The organism is Hylemonella sp. P2_B10 (assembly GCF_056404875.1).
The window spans coordinates 716,276-733,448 of sequence record NZ_JBFUDE010000002.1 but is presented as its reverse complement, the minus strand read 5'-3'; the positions used below and the strand labels follow the sequence as shown (position 1 = coordinate 733,448).

The 17,173-nt window shown below is 66.3% G+C and carries 16 protein-coding genes; 10 read left to right on the top strand and 6 right to left on the bottom strand.

From position 1 onward, the window contains the following. Positions 1 to 2 precede the first annotated feature (2 nt). The gene (locus AC1DX2_RS11195; protein WP_477196418.1) at positions 3 to 1,223 is read right to left on the bottom strand and encodes an acetylornithine/succinylornithine family transaminase; all 1,221 of its coding nucleotides are present in this window, start codon (positions 1,221 to 1,223) and stop codon (positions 3 to 5) included. Positions 1,224 to 1,406: 183 nt separating this feature from the next. Between AC1DX2_RS11195 and AC1DX2_RS11190 the strand changes: the two genes are divergently transcribed. Then, positions 1,407 to 1,700 carry a DUF3579 domain-containing protein gene (locus AC1DX2_RS11190; protein ID WP_477196417.1) on the top strand — a complete coding sequence of 98 codons (294 nt, stop codon included), beginning with the start codon at positions 1,407 to 1,409 and terminating at the stop codon, positions 1,698 to 1,700. A 125-nt stretch (positions 1,701 to 1,825) separates the two neighbouring features. Here AC1DX2_RS11190 and rpsT read toward each other — a convergent pair whose 3' ends face one another. After that, on the bottom strand, positions 1,826 to 2,146 hold the full coding sequence (gene rpsT / locus AC1DX2_RS11185) for a 30S ribosomal protein S20 (protein WP_477196416.1): 321 nt from the start codon (positions 2,144 to 2,146) through the stop codon (positions 1,826 to 1,828). Positions 2,147 to 2,336: 190 nt separating this feature from the next. Between rpsT and murJ the strand changes: the two genes are divergently transcribed. Together murJ and AC1DX2_RS11175 are read left to right on the top strand one after the other, a co-directional pair. Beyond that, a complete protein-coding gene (gene murJ, locus AC1DX2_RS11180) occupies positions 2,337 to 3,902 on the top strand; it encodes a murein biosynthesis integral membrane protein MurJ (RefSeq protein ID WP_477196415.1) in 1,566 nt (521 codons plus the stop codon). A 162-nt stretch (positions 3,903 to 4,064) separates the two neighbouring features. After that, positions 4,065 to 4,919 (top strand): SirB1 family protein, encoded by an 855-nt coding sequence (locus AC1DX2_RS11175; RefSeq protein ID WP_477196671.1) that lies wholly within the window; start codon positions 4,065 to 4,067, stop codon positions 4,917 to 4,919. A gap of 58 nt (positions 4,920 to 4,977) precedes the next feature. Here the strand turns inward: AC1DX2_RS11175 and AC1DX2_RS11170 are convergent, their stop codons facing one another. The 3 genes from AC1DX2_RS11170 to AC1DX2_RS11160 all read right to left on the bottom strand — a co-directional run bounded on the left by AC1DX2_RS11170 (position 4,978) and on the right by AC1DX2_RS11160 (position 7,586). Next, positions 4,978 to 5,859, bottom strand: coding sequence for a nucleotide-binding protein (locus AC1DX2_RS11170; protein ID WP_477196414.1), 882 nt, complete (start codon positions 5,857 to 5,859; stop codon positions 4,978 to 4,980). A 132-nt stretch (positions 5,860 to 5,991) separates the two neighbouring features. Then, complete coding sequence (locus AC1DX2_RS11165) at positions 5,992 to 7,017, bottom strand: GlxA family transcriptional regulator (RefSeq protein ID WP_477196413.1); 1,026 nt, start codon at positions 7,015 to 7,017, stop codon at positions 5,992 to 5,994. Then, complete coding sequence (locus tag AC1DX2_RS11160) at positions 7,014 to 7,586, bottom strand: cysteine hydrolase family protein (RefSeq protein ID WP_477196412.1); 573 nt, start codon at positions 7,584 to 7,586, stop codon at positions 7,014 to 7,016. The genes AC1DX2_RS11165 and AC1DX2_RS11160 overlap by 4 nt, the downstream gene beginning before the upstream one ends. Before the next feature lie 274 nt (positions 7,587 to 7,860). Between AC1DX2_RS11160 and AC1DX2_RS11155 the strand changes: the two genes are divergently transcribed. From AC1DX2_RS11155 to AC1DX2_RS11125, 7 genes are all read left to right on the top strand, one after another. After that, on the top strand, positions 7,861 to 8,988 hold the full coding sequence (locus AC1DX2_RS11155; RefSeq protein WP_477196411.1) for an AI-2E family transporter: 1,128 nt from the start codon (positions 7,861 to 7,863) through the stop codon (positions 8,986 to 8,988). After that, positions 8,988 to 9,674, top strand: a complete 687-nt coding sequence (gene hda, locus AC1DX2_RS11150; protein WP_477196670.1) for a DnaA regulatory inactivator Hda — start codon at positions 8,988 to 8,990, stop codon at positions 9,672 to 9,674. The genes AC1DX2_RS11155 and hda overlap by 1 nt, the downstream gene beginning before the upstream one ends. A gap of 89 nt (positions 9,675 to 9,763) precedes the next feature. Next, entirely contained in the window at positions 9,764 to 10,441 is a 678-nt protein-coding gene (locus AC1DX2_RS11145) for a histidinol-phosphatase (RefSeq protein WP_477196410.1), read from the top strand. A gap of 49 nt (positions 10,442 to 10,490) precedes the next feature. Beyond that, on the top strand, positions 10,491 to 12,095 hold the full coding sequence (gene pcnB / locus AC1DX2_RS11140) for a polynucleotide adenylyltransferase PcnB (protein WP_477196409.1): 1,605 nt from the start codon (positions 10,491 to 10,493) through the stop codon (positions 12,093 to 12,095). Next, positions 12,092 to 12,580 carry a 2-amino-4-hydroxy-6-hydroxymethyldihydropteridine diphosphokinase gene (folK, locus tag AC1DX2_RS11135; RefSeq protein ID WP_477196408.1) on the top strand — a complete coding sequence of 163 codons (489 nt, stop codon included), beginning with the start codon at positions 12,092 to 12,094 and terminating at the stop codon, positions 12,578 to 12,580. The genes pcnB and folK overlap by 4 nt, the downstream gene beginning before the upstream one ends. Positions 12,581 to 12,673: 93 nt before the next feature. Then, positions 12,674 to 14,290 carry a methyl-accepting chemotaxis protein gene (locus AC1DX2_RS11130; protein ID WP_477196407.1) on the top strand — a complete coding sequence of 539 codons (1,617 nt, stop codon included), beginning with the start codon at positions 12,674 to 12,676 and terminating at the stop codon, positions 14,288 to 14,290. A 28-nt stretch (positions 14,291 to 14,318) separates the two neighbouring features. Next, on the top strand, positions 14,319 to 16,211 hold the full coding sequence (locus AC1DX2_RS11125; protein ID WP_477196406.1) for a putative bifunctional diguanylate cyclase/phosphodiesterase: 1,893 nt from the start codon (positions 14,319 to 14,321) through the stop codon (positions 16,209 to 16,211). 506 nt (positions 16,212 to 16,717) lie between these two features. On the opposite strand, the gene AC1DX2_RS11120 is transcribed toward AC1DX2_RS11125, so the two are convergent. Then, positions 16,718 to 17,173, bottom strand: coding sequence for a RidA family protein (locus AC1DX2_RS11120; RefSeq protein WP_477196405.1), 456 nt, complete (start codon positions 17,171 to 17,173; stop codon positions 16,718 to 16,720).

The following is a 17,173-nucleotide window of genomic DNA, read 5'->3' as shown; positions in this document are numbered from 1 at the left end:
CGTCACGTGCCAGCCAGGAACTGCTTGACCAGCGGGCACAGGATGCCCACCAGTTCGTCGGCCTCGGCCTCGGTCATGATCAAGGCGGGCAGCAGGCGTATCACGGTGTCGGCGGTGACGCTGATCAGCAGGCCGTTCTTGGCGCAGAGCTTCACCAGCTCGTAGCAGGGCTTGGCCAGCTCGATGCCAATCATCAGGCCCTGGCCGCGAATTTCTTTCACTTGGCCGCTGGCCAGCTCAGTGGCGAACTCGCGCTTGAAGGCGGCGTTCAGCCGCTCGCCGATCTTGGTGGCATTGGCCAGCAGGCCTTCTTCTTCCATGATGCGCAGCGTCTCCACTCCGGCGCGCATGGCCAGCGGGTTGCCGCCGAAGGTGGTGCCGTGGTTGCCCGGGCCGAACACCTTGGCCGCCTTCGGGCCGGCCACCAGCGCGCCGATCGGCACGCCCGAACCCAGGCCCTTGGCCAGCGGCATCACATCGGGGGTGATGCCGGCCCACTGGTGGGCAAACCACTTGCCGGTGCGGCCCATGCCACATTGCACTTCGTCAATCATCAGCAGCCAGTCGCGCTCGTCGCACAGCTTGCGCACGTCACGCAGGTAGTCCATGTGCATGGGGTTGACGCCGCCTTCACCCTGGATGGCTTCGAAGAACACCGCCACCACATTGGGGTTGCCTTCGGTGGCTTCTTTCAACGCATCGATGCTGTTCAGCGGCACGCGGATGAAGCCTTCCACCAGCGGGCCAAAGCCGGCCTGCACCTTGGTGTTGCCGGTGGCGGACAGCGTGGCGATGGAGCGGCCGTGGAAGGCTTTTTCATAGACCACGATCTCGGGTTTCTCGATGCCCTTGTCGTGGCCGAACTTGCGCGCCAGCTTCAGCGCCCCCTCGTTGACCTCCAGGCCCGAGTTGCCGAAGAACACGTTGGTCATGCCCGACAGCGCCACCAGCTTGGCGGCCAGCGCTTCCTGGTTGGGCACGTGGTAGTAGTTGGAGGTGTGGATCAGCTTGGCGATCTGGTCCTGCAACGCCGGCACCAGCTTGGGGTGGTTGTGGCCCAGGGTGTTGACGGCGATGCCGGCCAGCGCGTCCAGGTATTCCTTGCCATTGACGTCCCACACGCGGCAACCCTGGCCGTGCGACAGCGCAATGGGCACGCGCCCATAGGTGTCCATCACGTGGGGCGATGCGGGCTCGGCGAGGTTGTGGGCGGCGGCATTCATGGCAGGCTCCAGGGTGGCGTGAAAACAAAGCGGCCCAACGTGATGTGGGCCGTTGAACCCGGATTCTAAACTTGCAAGGCCGAACAGCCTGTGTCAGGCCGTCACAAGGGTAAAATCTTGGTGCGGCGCAGCATCGCCGGTCAAGCACCACAATGGCGCAGCCCACACCCAAACCCTAGCCGCATGGTCCCCAAATCCGTCAAGAGCGTCACCATCCTGGGCCAGACCCAGAATGGCCGCCCCTTTCGCCCCAGCGACTGGGCGGAACGCCTGGCCGGGGTGATGAGCCAGTTTCGCCCCGGCGGGCCGCAACCCGGCAGCCACATGAGCTACTCGCCCTGGTGCGTGCCCACCACCGTGGACGGTGTGCGCAGCGTGGTGATCGACCCCGAACTGCGCGACTACGACGTCATGGCCTGGGACTTTTGCCTGAATTTCGCCCGTGACAATGGGCTGCAGGTGAAGTTCGAGGAATAGGCAGCCGACAGCCTGTTTCTCGCGGACAACAAAAAACCGCCCCGAGAGGCGGTTTTTGCTTTGCTGACAGCGCACCCGTTACAAACGGCGGAGCCCTGAGACTCCGTGCGATTGCCTGATGGAGGTCAGGCGGCCTTTGCGGCTGCCGGAGCAGCCGTTGCCAGGGCTTTCACCTTGGTCGACAGGCGGCTCTTGTCGCGAGCTGCCTTGTTCTTGTGGAAGATGCCCTTGTCAGCCACGGTGTCCACCACGGCTTGCATCTTGCCGAAAGCTTCCGTGGCCTTGGCCTTGTCGCCAGCGGCAACGGCCTTTTCCACGTTCTTCACGGCGGTACGGTATTTGGAACGCAGCGAGGTGTTCGCGGCGTTGATCTTGACGTCCTGACGGACGCGCTTGCGGCCCGACGCCAGGCGCGGGTTCTTTTTCTTCGGCTTTCCAGATGCCATTTTGAATGTTCCTTAGTCTGTGGATGTTGTCAGCAAAGCCCTCAATTATAGCAGCTGGATGGCCCCCACGCTCGTTCACTGCGTGTAACTCGCTGCCCCCCGAGGGGGCCGCAGTCCCCTTGGGGCGGCCCGGCGGGGACTGGGACCGGTCTGCACGGGACCTGCAAAGTGAGCGGCTACACTCGCTTTTGTGAGCCTTTTCAAATCCGCCTCCACCGTCTCGCTGCTGACCCTGGCCTCCCGCATCACCGGCCTGGCGCGTGACACCCTGATGGCGGCGGCTTTTGGCGCCTCACCTCTGACGGACGCCTTCAACGTCGCCTTCCGCATCCCCAACCTGTTTCGCCGCGTGCTGGGCGAGGGGGCCTTCACCCAGGCTTTCGTGCCCACGCTGGCGGCTTGCAGGGCCCAGCAGGGCGATGCTGCGGCCAAGCTGCTGATTGACAGGGTGGCCACGCTGCTCACCTGGGTGCTGGTGCTGACCTGTGCGGTGGGCGTGCTGGCTGCGCCGGCGATGGTCTGGGTCATGGCCAGCGGCCTGCAGCAGGTGCCGCAGGGCTTCGACGCCGCGGTGCTGATGTCGCGCTGGCTGTTCCCCTACATCGGCTTCATGTCGCTTGTGGCGCTGGCCTCCGGCGTGCTGAACACCTGGCGCCGCTTTGCCGTGTCAGCCGCCACGCCGGTGCTGCTGAACCTGGCCATGATCCTCGCTGCCTGGCTGGGCGTGCCCTGGTTCCGCAGCCTGGGGCTGGAGCCGATCTACGTGATGGTGGTGGGCGTGATGGCCGGCGGCCTGCTGCAGCTGGCGGTGCAGGTGCCCACGCTGCTGGCGCTGGGCCTGCTGCCGCGCATTGGCTGGCGCTGGTCAGCGGTGCGCGAGGCCTGGGCCGACCCCACCACCCGCAAGGTGACCAGCCTGATGCTGCCGGCCATGCTGGGCGTCAGCGTGGCGCAGATCTCGCTGCTGATCAACACCCAGATCGCCTCGCACCTGGCGCCCGGGAGCGTCACCTTCCTGACCAATTCCGACCGGCTGATGGAGTTCCCCACCGCCCTGCTCGGGGTGGCGCTGGGGGTGGTGTTGATGCCGCAATTGTCGTCCGCCAAGGCCTCTGACGACATGGACAAGTATTCGGGCCTGCTGGATGTGGCGCTGCGCTTCGTGGTGTTCCTGTCGCTGCCCTGCGCCGTGGCGCTGCTGACCTTTGCCGAACCGCTGGTCGCAGTGCTGCTGAACTACGGCGCCTACTCGGCCTTCCACGTGCAGCAGACCGCGCTGGCGGTGCAGGGCTGGAGCGCCGGGCTGGTGGGCATCGTGGCCATCAAGGTGTTGGCGCCGGGCTACTTTGCCAACAACGACATGAAAACGCCGGCCAAGATCGCGGTGGTGGTGCTGGTGGTCACCCAGGGGTTGAACTTCGTGCTGGTGCCGCACCTGCGCCATGCGGCGCTGACGCTCTCCATCGGCCTGGGCGCGCTGGTCAACGCCGGCTGGCTGCTGCTGGGGCTGGTGCGCCATGGCGGCTACAAGCCGCGCCCGGGCTGGGGCATGTTCCTGCTGCAGGTGGTGGCGGCCAGCGCCTTGCTGGCCATTTTCCTGATGTGGGCCAGCAGCAGCTACGCCTGGACCGCGCCGCCAGGCGGGAACGCCCAGCGCATCTTGCTGATGGCGGGTGTGCTGGGGGGCTCGGCGGTGATCTACTTCAGCGCTGTGCTGGCCGCCGGCTTGAAGTGGCGGCAGTTTTTGCGGCATTGAAGCCGCATCAACGCCGTTTTTCTGCTGTTTCTCTGTCGGTAAAGCCACCACAGTGCGCTTGTGGGCCAGGCGGGTTCGCGGGCACAATACCGCCATGGGCTTTTTACCTGCCTGGGTATCCGCCGCTTTGTCAACCGCTGTTTTGCCGGCTCCGGCCGCCACCTGAATTTGCTGTTCGTCGCCCCCACTCCGCTGGAGTACTTCTCCACCCTGGTTCAGAGCGACGCGGAATTCCCTTTGCTGGAAACGGCCATCAGCCTGGCCCAGGACGAATACCCCGATCTGGACGTGCAGCAGGTGCTGGGCGACGTGGACCAGCTGCTGGCCCGCGTCAAGCGCCGGGTGGCCTCTGACGCCACGCCGCTGCACCGGCTGCGGGTGCTGAACCAGTTCTTTTTCCACGACCTGAACTTTGGCGGCAACGTCAACGACTACTACGACCCCGACAACAGTTACCTGAACGTCATCCTGCGCACCCGCCGGGGCATCCCGATCTCGCTGGCGGTGCTGTGGATAGAGCTGGCCCAGGGCCTGGGGCTGGCGGCGCGCGGCGTGGGGTTTCCCGGCCATTTCATGGTCAAGGTCAACCTGCCCAAGGGCCAGGTGGTGATCGACCCGTTCAACGGCCATTCGCTGGGCCGCGAGGAATTGACCGAGCGGCTGGAGCCGTTTCGCCAGCGCAGCGGCATGATGGACGAGTTCGAGGTGCCGCTGGGCCTGTACCTGCAGGCCATGCAGCCGCGCGACATCATCGCCCGCATGCTGCGCAATTTGAAGGAAATCTACAAGGCGCACAAGGATTGGCCGCGCCTGCTGGCGGTGCATGACCGGCTGGTGGTGCTGCTGCCGCAGGCCTGGTCCGAGTACCGCGACCGCGGCCTGGCGCATGCCGAGCAGGGCAACCTGGCGCTGGCAGTGACCGACCTGGAGCTGTACCTGGCCAACGCCGAGGACGAGCTGGACATGGACGAGATCACCGAGCGCCTGGTCTCGCTGCGCCGGGCCATCAAGCGCTAGCAGTCGCGCTGTTGTTGCGTCTGCATCTCCCCGCCAGGCTTGCGCCTTGACGGGCTTCTCAAGCCGGTTGTTTCAGGAAAGAGGGCAGTTGCAGCCCCAGCGGACTGCCGGGCCGCGCCAGCGTGGGGGTCTCTGCACTGTGGCTTGTCCCCCGCGCCGGGCCGCCGGCGCGCAGGCCTTGCAGGCGCCCGCCCTGCAGCATGGAGCCTTGCGCCGGCATCAGGCTGGCAGGCCGAGTGCTGCCAAGGCGCTGGACTGCTGCCGCTGCTGCTGCAGCAGCCTCGCGCGGCGTGGCCGGCGCAGCCTCGTCGGCCGGCCTGCTGGCCAGCCATTGCAGGATGGGTTGCCACTGCGCCAGGTCGGCGGCGGCTTTGCTGGGCGACAGGTCAAACACCGTCATGCCGCGTTCCAGGCATTGCACATACAGCTGGGTTTCGCGCAGCACGCCCAGGAAGGGCAGGCCCAAGGCTTCTGCCCAGTCGGTCAGCGTCTGCGCCGCATGGGTGCGCCCGTCCACCCGCATGCCCACGGCGGCCAGCCGGCAGCGGCCGCTGGCCACGCGCGGCAGCGTCATCAGTTCGGCATGGCAGGCGGCGGCGGCCTCACGGTCGAAGGCCGAGTTGCACACCGGGATCAGGATGGTGTCGACGAACATCACGGTGCGCGCCAACTCGAAACCGTGCAGGCCGCCGGGCGTGTCCAGCACCACATGGCTGATGCCAGGGGGCACCCGCATGACGTTTTTCTGGTCGATGGCCCAGGGCTGTATCGCCGGCAATGCCGGATTGCGGCGGCGCAGCCAGGCGCGCGTGGACTGCTGGCGGTCCACATCACCCAGCATCACGGCATGGCCGTCGCGTGCCAGCTTGGCCGCCAGATGGGCGGCCAGCGTGCTCTTGCCACTGCCCCCCTTGCGGTTGATGACTGCGATGACCGGCATGTGCTTGCCACTGTTCCTGTTCGCTGTGGGGTGTTCTGGCCGCTCTGCGCTGGCCGCCCTGGATTCACGCCCCCGGACCAACGATTTTCCGGCAAAGCGGCCCTCAAGTCCAGTCAAAATGCGGGTTGAAAGCTAGTGTTTTTGTAGCATTCGGGTGCTCGGCGCGGGTTTGGCCGGGCTGCCGGAAGGGCTGCCGGCCAGGCCAAACTGGCGCCAAGTGCGGCGCAATTGCGTGTCCGAGCTGAAGCCGGCCAGCTCGGCGGCCTGGGTGACGTTGTGGCCGCTGGCCAGCGCTGCCTGCGCGGTATGCAGGCGTATGCGGCGCAGGTAAGCCAGTGGCGCGACGCCTGCGTGCTCCTCGAACAGCCGGGCCAGGTGGCGTGGCGAGGTGTGGGCCAACTGCGCCATCGCCGGCACGCTCCAGGCGGCGCGCGGCTGCTGGCTGATGGCGTCCTGCACCCGGTGCAGCGCGGCGTGCAGGTGGTTGCGGTGGTCCAGGAAGGGGGACAGCTCCGGGTCCTGCGGCCCGCGGCGCAGGCCCACCACCATGGTTTGCGCCACCCGGGCGGCCACGGCGTCGCCGCACACCTGGGCGATGCGGTGCAGCGCCAGGTCGATGCCGGTGGTGACGCCGGCGCTGGTCCAGACCGGGCCGTCGGCGACAAACACCCGGTTGGCCTGCACGTCGCAGTGCGGCTCGGTGGCGGCCAGTTGCCCCAGGTGCTGGTGGTGGGTGGTGGCCCGCCGGCCGGCCAGCAGTCCGGCGCCAGCGGCCAGCACGCTGCCGGCGCACACGGTCATCAACTCCAGCGTGCCCAGGCCCAGGCGCAGACCGCGCAACCAGGCCAGCAACTCGCGCACCGCCGGCGTGTGCAGCTGCACGCTGGCGCCCACCTGGCCCAGCAGCACCAGCCAGCTGGGTGCGGGAAGGTGGGCCGGCAGCGGCTGCAGCCCGGCCAGGGTGACGCCCACCGAACCCGACGTTTGGGGCTGTGGGCCGACAAAGTGCAGCACGAAAGCCTCGGGCTGGCCCTGGGCGCGCAATTGCTGGTTGGCGATGCGCAAGGCTTCGGCCGGGCCGGCCCAGTCCAGCACCAACGTGTCGGGCAGCAACACGAAGTGGACGTGGATGGGTGGCTGCGGCGCGGGGGTTGTCATGCCGCCACGAGCTCTGGCAGTCGCTGCAGGGCGTCCGCCACGCTGCACAGCGTGGCAAAGCGCTGGCTCAGCACGGCGGCAGTGCGGGCCTTGATGTCGGCCGCCGGCAGCGGGCCGCCATCGGGCAACTGCATGTCGAAGGTCAGCGTGGCGTCGGTCACGTAGTCCACCTGGTAGCCCAGGTCTGACGCATGACGGGCGGTGGTTTCGCAGCACTGTTCGGTGCGAATGCCGCTGACGATGATGCGCTGCACGCCCTGGCGCGTCAGCCACACGTCCAGGCCGGTGCCCACCAGGGCACTGTGACGCGACTTGTGCAGCGTGATGGCGGCGTCAAAGCCGGTCAATCCGGTCAAGGGGCGCACCAGTCCGCTGGCCAGTGAGAAGGCGTTCTCCGGTGTCTCGGGGCCCTCGACATGGAAGATGCGGACGATGGGCACGCCGCGCGCCGCGCAACCGTCAATCAGCGCGTTTTGCGCTGCCAGGTAGGCCGGCAGGTCGCGTTCGCTGAAATACGGGCGATGCCGGAAGGACTCTTGCGCATCGATCACTATCAGACAGGTATTCAAAGTAACTTCTCCTGGAGTTGGTGTTTCTAAGGCCCTTATTTTTAGATGATTTATGCTTATTGTCCGCTCAGATGCAGACTGCCGTCGATCAATTTAAGACACGATTTCACAGTAATCCTGCAAGGCTCGCCGATTGCATGCGGGAAGGCGCCAGGAGCCCGATAGAATTTGCGGGGTAGCAGCCGGCCCGTGCATCTGGGGTCCGCACCTCCCCGGCTGGCCCGATAGCCAGCCTCTCCGGTCCAAGCCGTTTTCGCCCATTTCATCAATTTCTATGCAATTCACAGCGACCCAAAAGCGCGCCATGGCCTGGTTGGGCATTGCGGGGGTGTTGGCGCTGCTGCTGTGGCTGCTGGCGCCGGTGCTGACGCCCTTTGTGGTGGCCGCCGTGCTGTCCTATGCGCTGACACCGCTGGTGGACCGGCTGGACGCTTTGGGCAAGGGCAGGATGCCGCGCCTGCTGGCGGTGGTCATCGTGGAGCTGCTGTTTGTCGTCGCCGTGCTGGGGCTGTTGTTGCTGATCGTACCGATCCTGGCCAAGGAACTGCCGTTGCTGCGTCAGCAGGTGCCGGTGCTGCTGGACATGCTGAACAACGCCTTGAAGCCCATGGCTGCCCAGCTCGGCCTGAATGTGTCGCTGGACGTGGCCAGCCTGAAGGCTTTTGTGCTGACCTACCTGAACGCCAACATGGAAGACGCCTTTGGCTCCGTGGTGTCCTCGCTGAAGCTGGGCGGCAGCGTGGCTTTTGCCATCATCGGCAACGCGGTGCTGATCCCGGTGGCGTTGTTCTACCTGCTGATGGACTGGCGGCGCTTCGTCGCCAACCTGCTGCAACTGGTGCCGCCGCACATGCGCCCGGGCTTTGACAGCTTCACCAACGAGGCCGACGCCGTGTTGGGCCAATACCTGCGCGGCCAGCTGCTGGTGATGGGCATCCTGGCCATCTTCTACAGCCTGGGGCTGGCGTTGTTCGGCCTGGACCTGGCGCTGCCCATCGGCATCTTCACCGGCCTGGCCATCTTCGTGCCGTACGTGGGTTTTGGCATCGGCCTGGTGCTGGCCACGCTGGCGGGCTTTCTGGAATTCGCGGCCGGTGTTGCCGGCCCCTGGCGCGCCGTCGTCATGGTGGCGGTGGTGTATGGCTCGGGCCAGATCGTCGAGAGCTTCTTTCTCACGCCGCGTCTGGTGGGCGAGCGCATCGGCCTGCACCCGCTGGCGGTGATCTTCGCGCTGCTGGTGTTCGGCCAATTGTTCGGCTTTGTCGGCGTGCTGGTGGCGCTGCCGGCCAGTGCCGTGCTGCTGGTGGCGATACGGCGCACCCGCGCCAGCTACCTGGCCAGCAAGCTGTACCTGGGTGATGACGGCAAGGGCAGCAAGGGCAGCAAGGGCAATCCGCCATGATGAAGCAGATGGCCTTGGACATCGGCCTGTATGCCGGCCCCACCTTGGACAACTTCCTGGCCGGGCCGAATGCCGATGCCTTGCAGCACATGCAGGTCTGGGTCGCCGACAAGGCCCATTCAGCCACCCGCTCGCCGGTGCCCAGCTACTTTTGGGGCCCTGCCGGCAGCGGCAAGACCCACTTGCTGAAGGCGGCGCGCGAGGCCCTGCGTGGCCAAGGTGCCGGCGTCGGTTGGCTGGACAGCAGCGTGCATGAGCCACCGGCCTATACCGAGGCCTGGGCGGCGGTGGTGCTGGATGACGTGCACCTGTACACCGCCAGCCAGCAGCACACCGCCTTCAACTGGTTCGTCAACGCCCAGACCGCACAACGCCCGGTGCTGGCCGCCGGTGAGTTGCCGCCGGCCGATCTGAAATTGCGCGACGACCTGCGCACCCGGTTGGGCTGGGGCCATGTGTTCGCGCTGCGTGTGCTCAGCGAGCCCGAGCGGCGTGCGGTGCTGCGCCAGACCGCCGACGCGCGCGGCGTGTTCCTCAGCGACGAGGTGATGGACTTCATGCTGACGCGTTTCAGCCGCGACCTGGGCAGCCTGATGCAGTTGCTGGCCGAGCTGGACGGCTTCGCGCTGCAGACCAAGCGCGCCATCACCGTGCCGCTGCTCAAGAGCATGCTCGAAAGTGAATGAATGTGGCCCCCACGCTCGTCACTGCGTGTACTCGCTGCCCCCCGAGGGGGCCGCAGTCCCCTTGGGGCGGCCCGGCGGGGACTTGAACCATGAATCTCGCTTTGTTCGACCTCGACCACACGCTGATCCCGCTGGATTCGGACTACGCCTGGGGCGGCTTCACCGCCGCGCTGGGCTGGACCGACGCCGACGAGTTCAACCGCCGCAACGATGCCTTCTACGCCCAGTACAAGGCGGGCACCATGGACATCCACGCCTACGTGCGCTTCGCCACCGAGGCGCTGCGCCGCCATGGCGAGGCGGCCTCGCTGGCCGCGCATGCGCGTTTCATGGCTGAAGTGATACGCCCGGCCATCCGGCCCGCCGCGCTGGCGCTGGTGGATGGCCACCGCCAGGCCGGCGACCAGCTGGTGGTGGTGACGGCGACCAACGAGTTCGTGACCCGTCCCATCGCACACGCGCTGGGAATCCCGGAGCTGATCGCGGTGGCGCTGGTGCGCGACAATGCAGCGGGAGGCAGTGGCTGGATCACCGGCGACATCCACGGCACGCCGTCATTTCGCGAGGGCAAGGTGGCACGGGTCGAGCAATGGCTGGCGCAGCGTGGTCTTGGCTGGGGCGACGTGCACAGCAGTTTTTACAGTGATTCCATCAACGACCTGCCGTTGCTGGAGAAAGTCAACCAGCCGGTGGCCACCAATCCCGACCCGGCACTGCGGGACATTGCAAGCCGGCGGGGATGGCGCATACTGGAGTTGTTCCCCTGAGGAACGTGGGGTTTGGCCGGCCAGTCCGGTTGCGCCCGAATGAGCAAACATGATCAAGAAATTCATCGACAAGCTGCTGGACAAGGCCGGTGTGACCACCTCGCGCAGCAAGAAACCCAAGTTCGGCAAGCGTGAGGAAGTCGGCGCCCAGGCGCACGGCATCAACCCCGCGCTGGTGGACGAACGCGCCATCAACGTCGTGCAGACGCTGCAGCAGGCCGGCTACGAGGCCTACATCGTGGGTGGCGCGGTGCGCGACCTGCTGGTGGGCCTGCGGCCCAAGGACTTTGACGTCGCCACCAGCGCCACGCCCGAGCAGGTCAAGGGCTTGTTCCGCCGCGCCTTCATCATCGGCCGGCGTTTTCGCATCGTACACGTGGTGTATGGCCGCGGGCGCGAGCATGAGGTGATCGAGGTCTCCACCTTCCGCGCCTACCTGGAGGCCGCTGCCGCCGAGGCCGTGAGCGGCAACGAGCGCACCAGCAAGAGCGAGTTGGCCGGCATGAAGCACGCCGTGGACGCCAGTGGCCGCGTGCTGCGCGACAACGTCTGGGGCCCGCAGGAGGAAGACGCTGCGCGGCGCGACTTCACCATCAATGCCATGTACTACGACCCGCAGACGCAGGTGGTGGTGGATTACCACGGTGGCATCGCCGACGTGAAGAAGCGCGTGATGCGCATGATCGGCGACCCGGCCACTCGCTACCGCGAGGACCCGGTGCGCATCATCCGCGCGGTGCGCTTCGCCGCCAAGCTGAGCGCCCTGGGTTTCACGATCGAGCCCAAGACGGCGGCGCCGCTGGTCAAGTCGCAGGAACTGCTGGCCGATGTGCCGCAAAGCCGGCTGTTTGACGAGATGCTCAAGCTGCTGCAGACCGGCCATGCGCTGGCCTCGGTGGCGACGCTCAAAAAATTGGGCCTGGCGCGCGGCATCTACCCGCTGCTGGACGTGGTGGTGGAGCGCGCGGAGCAGGGCTTCGTCAATGCCGCACTGATAGACACCGACCGCCGCGTCGGCGAAGGCAAGCCAGTGGCGCCCAGCTTCCTGCTGGCCTGTGTGCTGTGGTCCGACGTGCGCGATGGCTGGGCCGCCCGCATCGCGCAGCGCCAGCATTCGTTCGCCGCGCTGCAGGATGCCATCGACGATGTGTTCAATGCCCGCATCGGCGACGTCTCGGGCCGCGGCAAGCTGGCCGCCGACATGCGTGAGATCTGGATGATGCAACCGCGCTTTGACAAGCGCGTGGGCAGTTCGCCCTTCGGCATGGTGGAGCAGCCGCGCTTTCGCGCCGGTTTCGATTTCATGCGCCTGCGGGCGGACGCCGGCGAAGTGGACGTGGTGCTGGCCGATTGGTGGCAGGAGTTCAGCACCGCCAGCGACAGCATGCGCGAGGATCTGGTGGACCAGGTGCGCGAAGAGCAGAGCAACCGTCAGCGCCGCGTGCCCAAGGCACAGCCGCAGGCCGGCGCGCACCAGGGCGCACCGGTGGACGTCGGCGCAGCAGCGGGTGGCACAGGCGAGGGCGCCGCAGACGGCACCGGTGACACTGGCGCCGTCGGCGCGGCACCCAAGAAACGCCGCCGCCGCCGCCGCCCCAACGCCAAGGGCGGTGTGGATGCTGGTGGCGGGGCGCCACCGGACAACGCTGCTTGAGCATCTTGGGCGAGCACGACCGCTTGGATGTAGAAGCCTGCATTGCGCTGGGTGCCAACCTGGGGGACGCGCAAGCCGCCGTGCGCCAGGCGTTGCAAGACCTGGGCACGTTGTCCAGTACGCGGGTGCTGCGGGCCTCTTCGTTGTACCGCAGCGCACCGCTGCAGGCCCAGGGGCCGGACTTCATCAACGCCGTGGCCCTGGTGCAGACCGGACTGACAGCACCGGATTTGCTGGACGCCTTGCAGGATCTGGAAGCCCTGGCGGGTCGTGAGCGACCCTATGTGAATGCACCGCGCACGCTGGACCTGGACTTATTGTGGTACGGCCAGGGCCGCATCGCCAGCCCGCGGCTGACGTTGCCGCACCCGCGCATGGCAGAGCGTGCTTTTGTGCTGCTGCCACTGGCCGAGATCGCGCCGCAATGTGTGACCGAAGCGCAACTGAGCCATGTATCGGGGCAAACCATTAGCCGCCTGGCTTGAAAAGAACCTTGCTGCGGCATGGGGACTCTATAGAATGAAATTGCGGACAGCCCTGGTTCCGTGCGCGAGCCCCGTTGGATGAGGTGACCAAAAATGAACTTCAATAATCTGCGCATTGCCACCAAGCTGTGGATTGCTGTGGGCATCATCATGCTGGCCCTGGCCACACTGTTGGCGGGCGCTGCAATGCGTGCTGCCGCCTTGCAGGAACAGATGGACACCACGCTGGTCGATCTGAATGCCCGTGCCAAGGCCGCCAGCAAGTGGTCCGGCATGACCGAGACCAATGCCGCGCGCACGCTGGCCGTGGTCACCAGTGCCGACCCGGCGGTCGAGGCCGCCTTCAAGGACGCCATCACCGCTACCTCGGCGCAGATCAGCGAGGTGCAAAAGTCCATTGAGGCGATGAAACTGACGCCGGAGGAAAAGGCGCAGATGGACAAGATCGCCGCCAACCGCAAGACCATGATCGACATCCGCAACAAGGCCCGGCAGATGAAGACCGACGGCAAGGCGGAGGAGGCGACCAAGCTCATCGCCACCGACTACAACCCGGCGGTCAATGTGTACCTGGGCTCGCTGCGCGAGCTGGTGCAAATGGAAGAAAAGTCCATCGCCAAGTTCCTGGATGAGATTGCCGCCGCCCGCGCTACCACCACCCGTGTGGCGGTGACCTTTGTGGGGGTGCTGGTGGTGGGCCTGTTGGTGGGCACGGTGTTCCTGATACGCTCGATACGCCAGCCGCTGGTGCAGGCCAACCGCCTGGCTTCGCGCATCGCCCAGGGCGACCTGAGTGGACGCGTGGACACCTCGCGCGCCGATGAATTTGGCGACCTGATGCGCTCGCTGGCGTCGATGAACGAGTCACTGGGGCAGATGGTGTCCCTGGTGCGCCAGAGCACCGACAGCATCACCACCGCCAGCTCGGAGATCGCCTCTGGCAACAACGACCTGGCCCAGCGCACCGAGCAGACCTCCAGCAACCTGCAGTCCACCGCCTCCAGCATGGACGAGTTGACCAGCACGGTGCGCCAAAGCGCCGACAACGCGCGCACCGCCAGCAGCCTGGCTGCCAGCGCCTCCAGCGTGGCAGAAAAGGGCGGCGCGGTGGTGCAGCAGGTGGTGGCCACGATGGAAGAGATCAATGCCTCCAGCAAGCGCATTGCCGACATCATCAGCGTCATCGACGGCATCGCCTTCCAGACCAACATCCTGGCGCTGAATGCCGCCGTGGAAGCGGCGCGTGCCGGTGAGCAGGGCCGCGGCTTTGCCGTGGTGGCGGCCGAGGTGCGCAGCCTGGCTGGCCGCAGCGCCGAGGCGGCCAAGGAGATCAAGGCGCTGATCGGTGCCTCGGTGCAGAGCGTGGAGTCCGGCACGCGGCTGGTGACGGATGCCGGCAGCACCATGGGCGATATCGTGCAATCGGTGCGCCGGGTGGCCGAAGTGATCAGCGAGATCACCGCTGCTGCCGCCGAGCAGAGTGCGGGCATCGCCCACGTCAACGAGGCCATAAGCAACCTGGACCAGATGACGCAGCAAAACGCCGCCCTGGTGGAGCAGAGCGCGGCCGCTGCTGAGAGCCTGCGCGAGCAGTCCGGGCAGTTGGCACAGGCGGTGGCGGTGTTCAAGGTCGGTGAGTCGACGGGTCCTGGCGGCCGCCCTTCTGCGCTGTTGGCAAGCCAGGCGCTGGCGCTGCCGCATTCAGCCTGAAAGCGCGGGAGCCCGGTTTCTGACGTCCATGCCCGATTTTCAGCCCTCGAATTACCAGGCTGAACACCAGCTCTACGGGCGACGCCTTCGTCAGATTGCCGCGCTGACCGCGCTGATATTGGTACTGGGCATGTTGATCGCGGCGCCCCAGGCCAATTGGAGCAACATCGGCGTGCCCGGCGTCACGCTGGGCGTCGTGGGCCTGAGCGTGTTGTTGCACCAGCGCGGCGCCACGCAGGCCGGCTGCCTGGTGCTGCTGACGGCACAGACGGCCTGCGTCACCCTGGTTCTGTGGAATGGCCAGGGTGTGTACAGCGCGGCCATGTATGGCTACCCGACCATCCTGGTGTTTGCCGCCATGCTGGCGCCGCCGCGCCACCTGTTCATGCTGCTGGGGGTGATGCTGCTGTGCATTTTCGGCCTGGTGTTGTCCTCGCTGCTGGGCTGGCGCACCTACCCGGTGGTGCCGCCGTCGGTCAACCGCCTGATCGTGCTGGTGATGGTGCTCAGTGCCTGCGCCGTCGCGCTGTGGCTGCTGTCGGGCGACCTGCGCAATGCGCTGGAGCAACTGCGTGCGGAGGTGGAGCTGGTCAACCAGTCCAAGGCCAACCTGGCCTACCTGGCCCAGCACGACGCGCTGACCAAACTGCCCAACCGCCTGCTGGGGCGCGAGTACATGGAAAAGGCGATGGCGCACGCCCGGCGCATCAATGGCCAGGTGGCGCTGATGTTCATCGACCTGGACAACTTCAAGAACATCAACGACTCGCTGGGCCACTCCGCCGGCGATGAGTTCCTGCAGCAGGTGGCGCAGCGCCTGGTCAGCACGGTGCGTGAGACCGACACCGTCAGCCGCCATGGCGGTGACGAATTCCTGGTGATGCTGCCTGACGTCACCAGCGCCAACCGGGCCGGCACTGCGGTGACCCACCTGCTGGAGAAACTGGCCCAGCCGTACATGGTGCGCGACACCCGGGTGGAGTCGTCGTGCTCGATAGGCATTGCCGTGTTCCCACAGGACGGCGAGGACTTCGAGCAACTGCTCAAGGGTGCGGACACGGCCATGTACCACGCCAAGGAAGCCGGCCGCAACACCTTCCGCTACTACGACGAGGCCATGAACCGCAGCATGGTGGAGGAGCTGAACATCACCTCCGGCCTGCGCCAGGCCTTGCTGCGCGGCGAGTTCGAGCTGCACTACCAGCCGGTGCTGGACATGGCCAGCGGCGCGCTGGTGGGTGCCGAGGCCTTGATACGCTGGCGCCATCCCGAGCAGGGGCTGATTCCGCCGATGAAGTTCATCCCCATCGCCGAGCGTTCAGGCCTGATCGTGGACGTGGGCGAGTGGGTGCTGCAGGAGGCCTGCCGCCAGATGACGGTTTGGCAGGCGGCTGGCTTGCCGGAGTTCGTGCTGGCAGTGAACCTGTCCATGGTGCAGTTCCGGCGCGGCAACATCGAGGAGGTGGTGGACGCGGCGCTGAAGAACCAGGGTCTGAGGCCCGGTTTTCTGGAGCTGGAGCTGACGGAGTCCGAGCTGATCCAGGATTCGGAGAAGTTCATCGAAACCCTGCAGGCCCTCAAAGCCTTGGGCGTGCGCCTGTCCATCGACGATTTCGGCACCGGTTACTCCAACCTGTCGTACCTGCAGCGCTTCGATGTGGACAAGCTGAAGATCGACCAGTCCTTCATTCGCAGGCTCAACGCCAGCCCGCACGACCTGGCCATCGTGCAGGCCATCATCCAGATGGCGCACAGCCTGGGTCTGTCGACCACCGCCGAGGGCATCGAAGACCAGCCCACCTACACCAAGCTGCGTGAACTGGGCTGCGACCAGGGCCAGGGTTACCTGTTTGCCCGGCCGCAGCCGGCGGCGCAGTTCGAGGCCTACCTGAGACAGTTGCTGACGCCTACGCAGGTCTGACGCGTTCTTCGGTTTGTTAACTGCCGACGCCGCTGGTGCGCGTGGCTCCGCGGCTGTCCCCCGGGCCTGCGGCCCTTCTCCTTGATGCCGCTGCGCCACGCGCCCCAGCGACATCGGGGCCGTTGGCGGGCGTGACCTTGGAATGCCGACGTTGGTACATGCGTGCATGCCGTCCGTTCGGGCTGAGCTTGTCGAAGCCCTTCACGCATACATGTGTGCCAGCCCTTCGACAAGCTCAGCCCGAACGGAGGGAGTTGGTGTTCGGTATTTGCAGCGCCACGAATGCCAGGAAGCAGCGCGTCAGCGGCTGAATTGGCTAAGGGCCCCCTGTGAGCAGCCGAGGAGCGCAGAAGACGGTGGAAAAAGAAACGCACATGTTTGAGCGAAGCGAGTTTGTGCGTTTTCCACCGGCTTCGAGCACCGCAGGGGAGTCCGCGCAGCGGACCTGCTCACCGGGGAAGGGCCAATTCAGCCGCTGACGCGCTGCGGAGCCACGTCAACGCAAACTAGGCAACCTCAGCAATCAGCTCGATCTCGACGCAAGCGCCCAGCGGAATCTGCGCCACGCCAAACGCGCTGCGTGCGTGCGCGCCCTTGTCGCCGAAGACCTGGCCGATCAGCTCGCTGGCGCCGTTGGTCACCAGGTGCTGCTCGGTGAAGTCCGGGGTGGAGTTGACCAGCGACATCAGCTTGACGATGCGCTTGACGCGGTTCAGGTCGCCCACCGCAGCGTGCAGCGTGCCCATCAGGTCGATGGCGATGGCGCGGGCGGCGGCCTTGCCTTCTTCGGTGGCCATGGTCTTGCCCAACTGGCCGACCCAGGGCTTGCCGTCTTTCTTGGCGATGTGGCCGCTCAGGAACACCATGTTGCCGGTCTGCACGAAAGGCACATAGGCGGCGGCGGGGGCGGAGACAGGGGGCAATTCAATGCCCAGTGCTTTCAGTTTGTCGTAAATGCTCAT

Bases quoted from the DNA above. Each gene is read 5' to 3' on its own strand.
- AC1DX2_RS11190 (WP_477196417.1), top strand. From the start codon at position 1,407: ATGGTCCCCAAATCCGTCAAGAGCGTCACCATCCTGGGCCAGACCCAG.
- pcnB (WP_477196409.1), top strand. From the start codon at position 10,491: ATGATCAAGAAATTCATCGACAAGCTGCTGGACAAGGCCGGTGTGACC.
- AC1DX2_RS11145 (WP_477196410.1), top strand. From the start codon at position 9,764: ATGAATCTCGCTTTGTTCGACCTCGACCACACGCTGATCCCGCTGGAT.
- AC1DX2_RS11170 (WP_477196414.1), bottom strand. From the start codon at position 5,859: ATGCCGGTCATCGCAGTCATCAACCGCAAGGGGGGCAGTGGCAAGAGC.
- rpsT (WP_477196416.1), bottom strand. From the start codon at position 2,146: ATGGCATCTGGAAAGCCGAAGAAAAAGAACCCGCGCCTGGCGTCGGGC.
- AC1DX2_RS11120 (WP_477196405.1), bottom strand. From the start codon at position 17,173: ATGAGCATTTACGACAAACTGAAAGCACTGGGCATTGAATTGCCCCCT.
- AC1DX2_RS11165 (WP_477196413.1), bottom strand. From the start codon at position 7,017: ATGACAACCCCCGCGCCGCAGCCACCCATCCACGTCCACTTCGTGTTG.
- hda (WP_477196670.1), top strand. From the start codon at position 8,988: ATGAAGCAGATGGCCTTGGACATCGGCCTGTATGCCGGCCCCACCTTG.
- AC1DX2_RS11125 (WP_477196406.1), top strand. From the start codon at position 14,319: ATGCCCGATTTTCAGCCCTCGAATTACCAGGCTGAACACCAGCTCTAC.
- AC1DX2_RS11195 (WP_477196418.1), bottom strand. From the start codon at position 1,223: ATGAATGCCGCCGCCCACAACCTCGCCGAGCCCGCATCGCCCCACGTG.
- AC1DX2_RS11130 (WP_477196407.1), top strand. From the start codon at position 12,674: ATGAACTTCAATAATCTGCGCATTGCCACCAAGCTGTGGATTGCTGTG.
- AC1DX2_RS11155 (WP_477196411.1), top strand. From the start codon at position 7,861: ATGCAATTCACAGCGACCCAAAAGCGCGCCATGGCCTGGTTGGGCATT.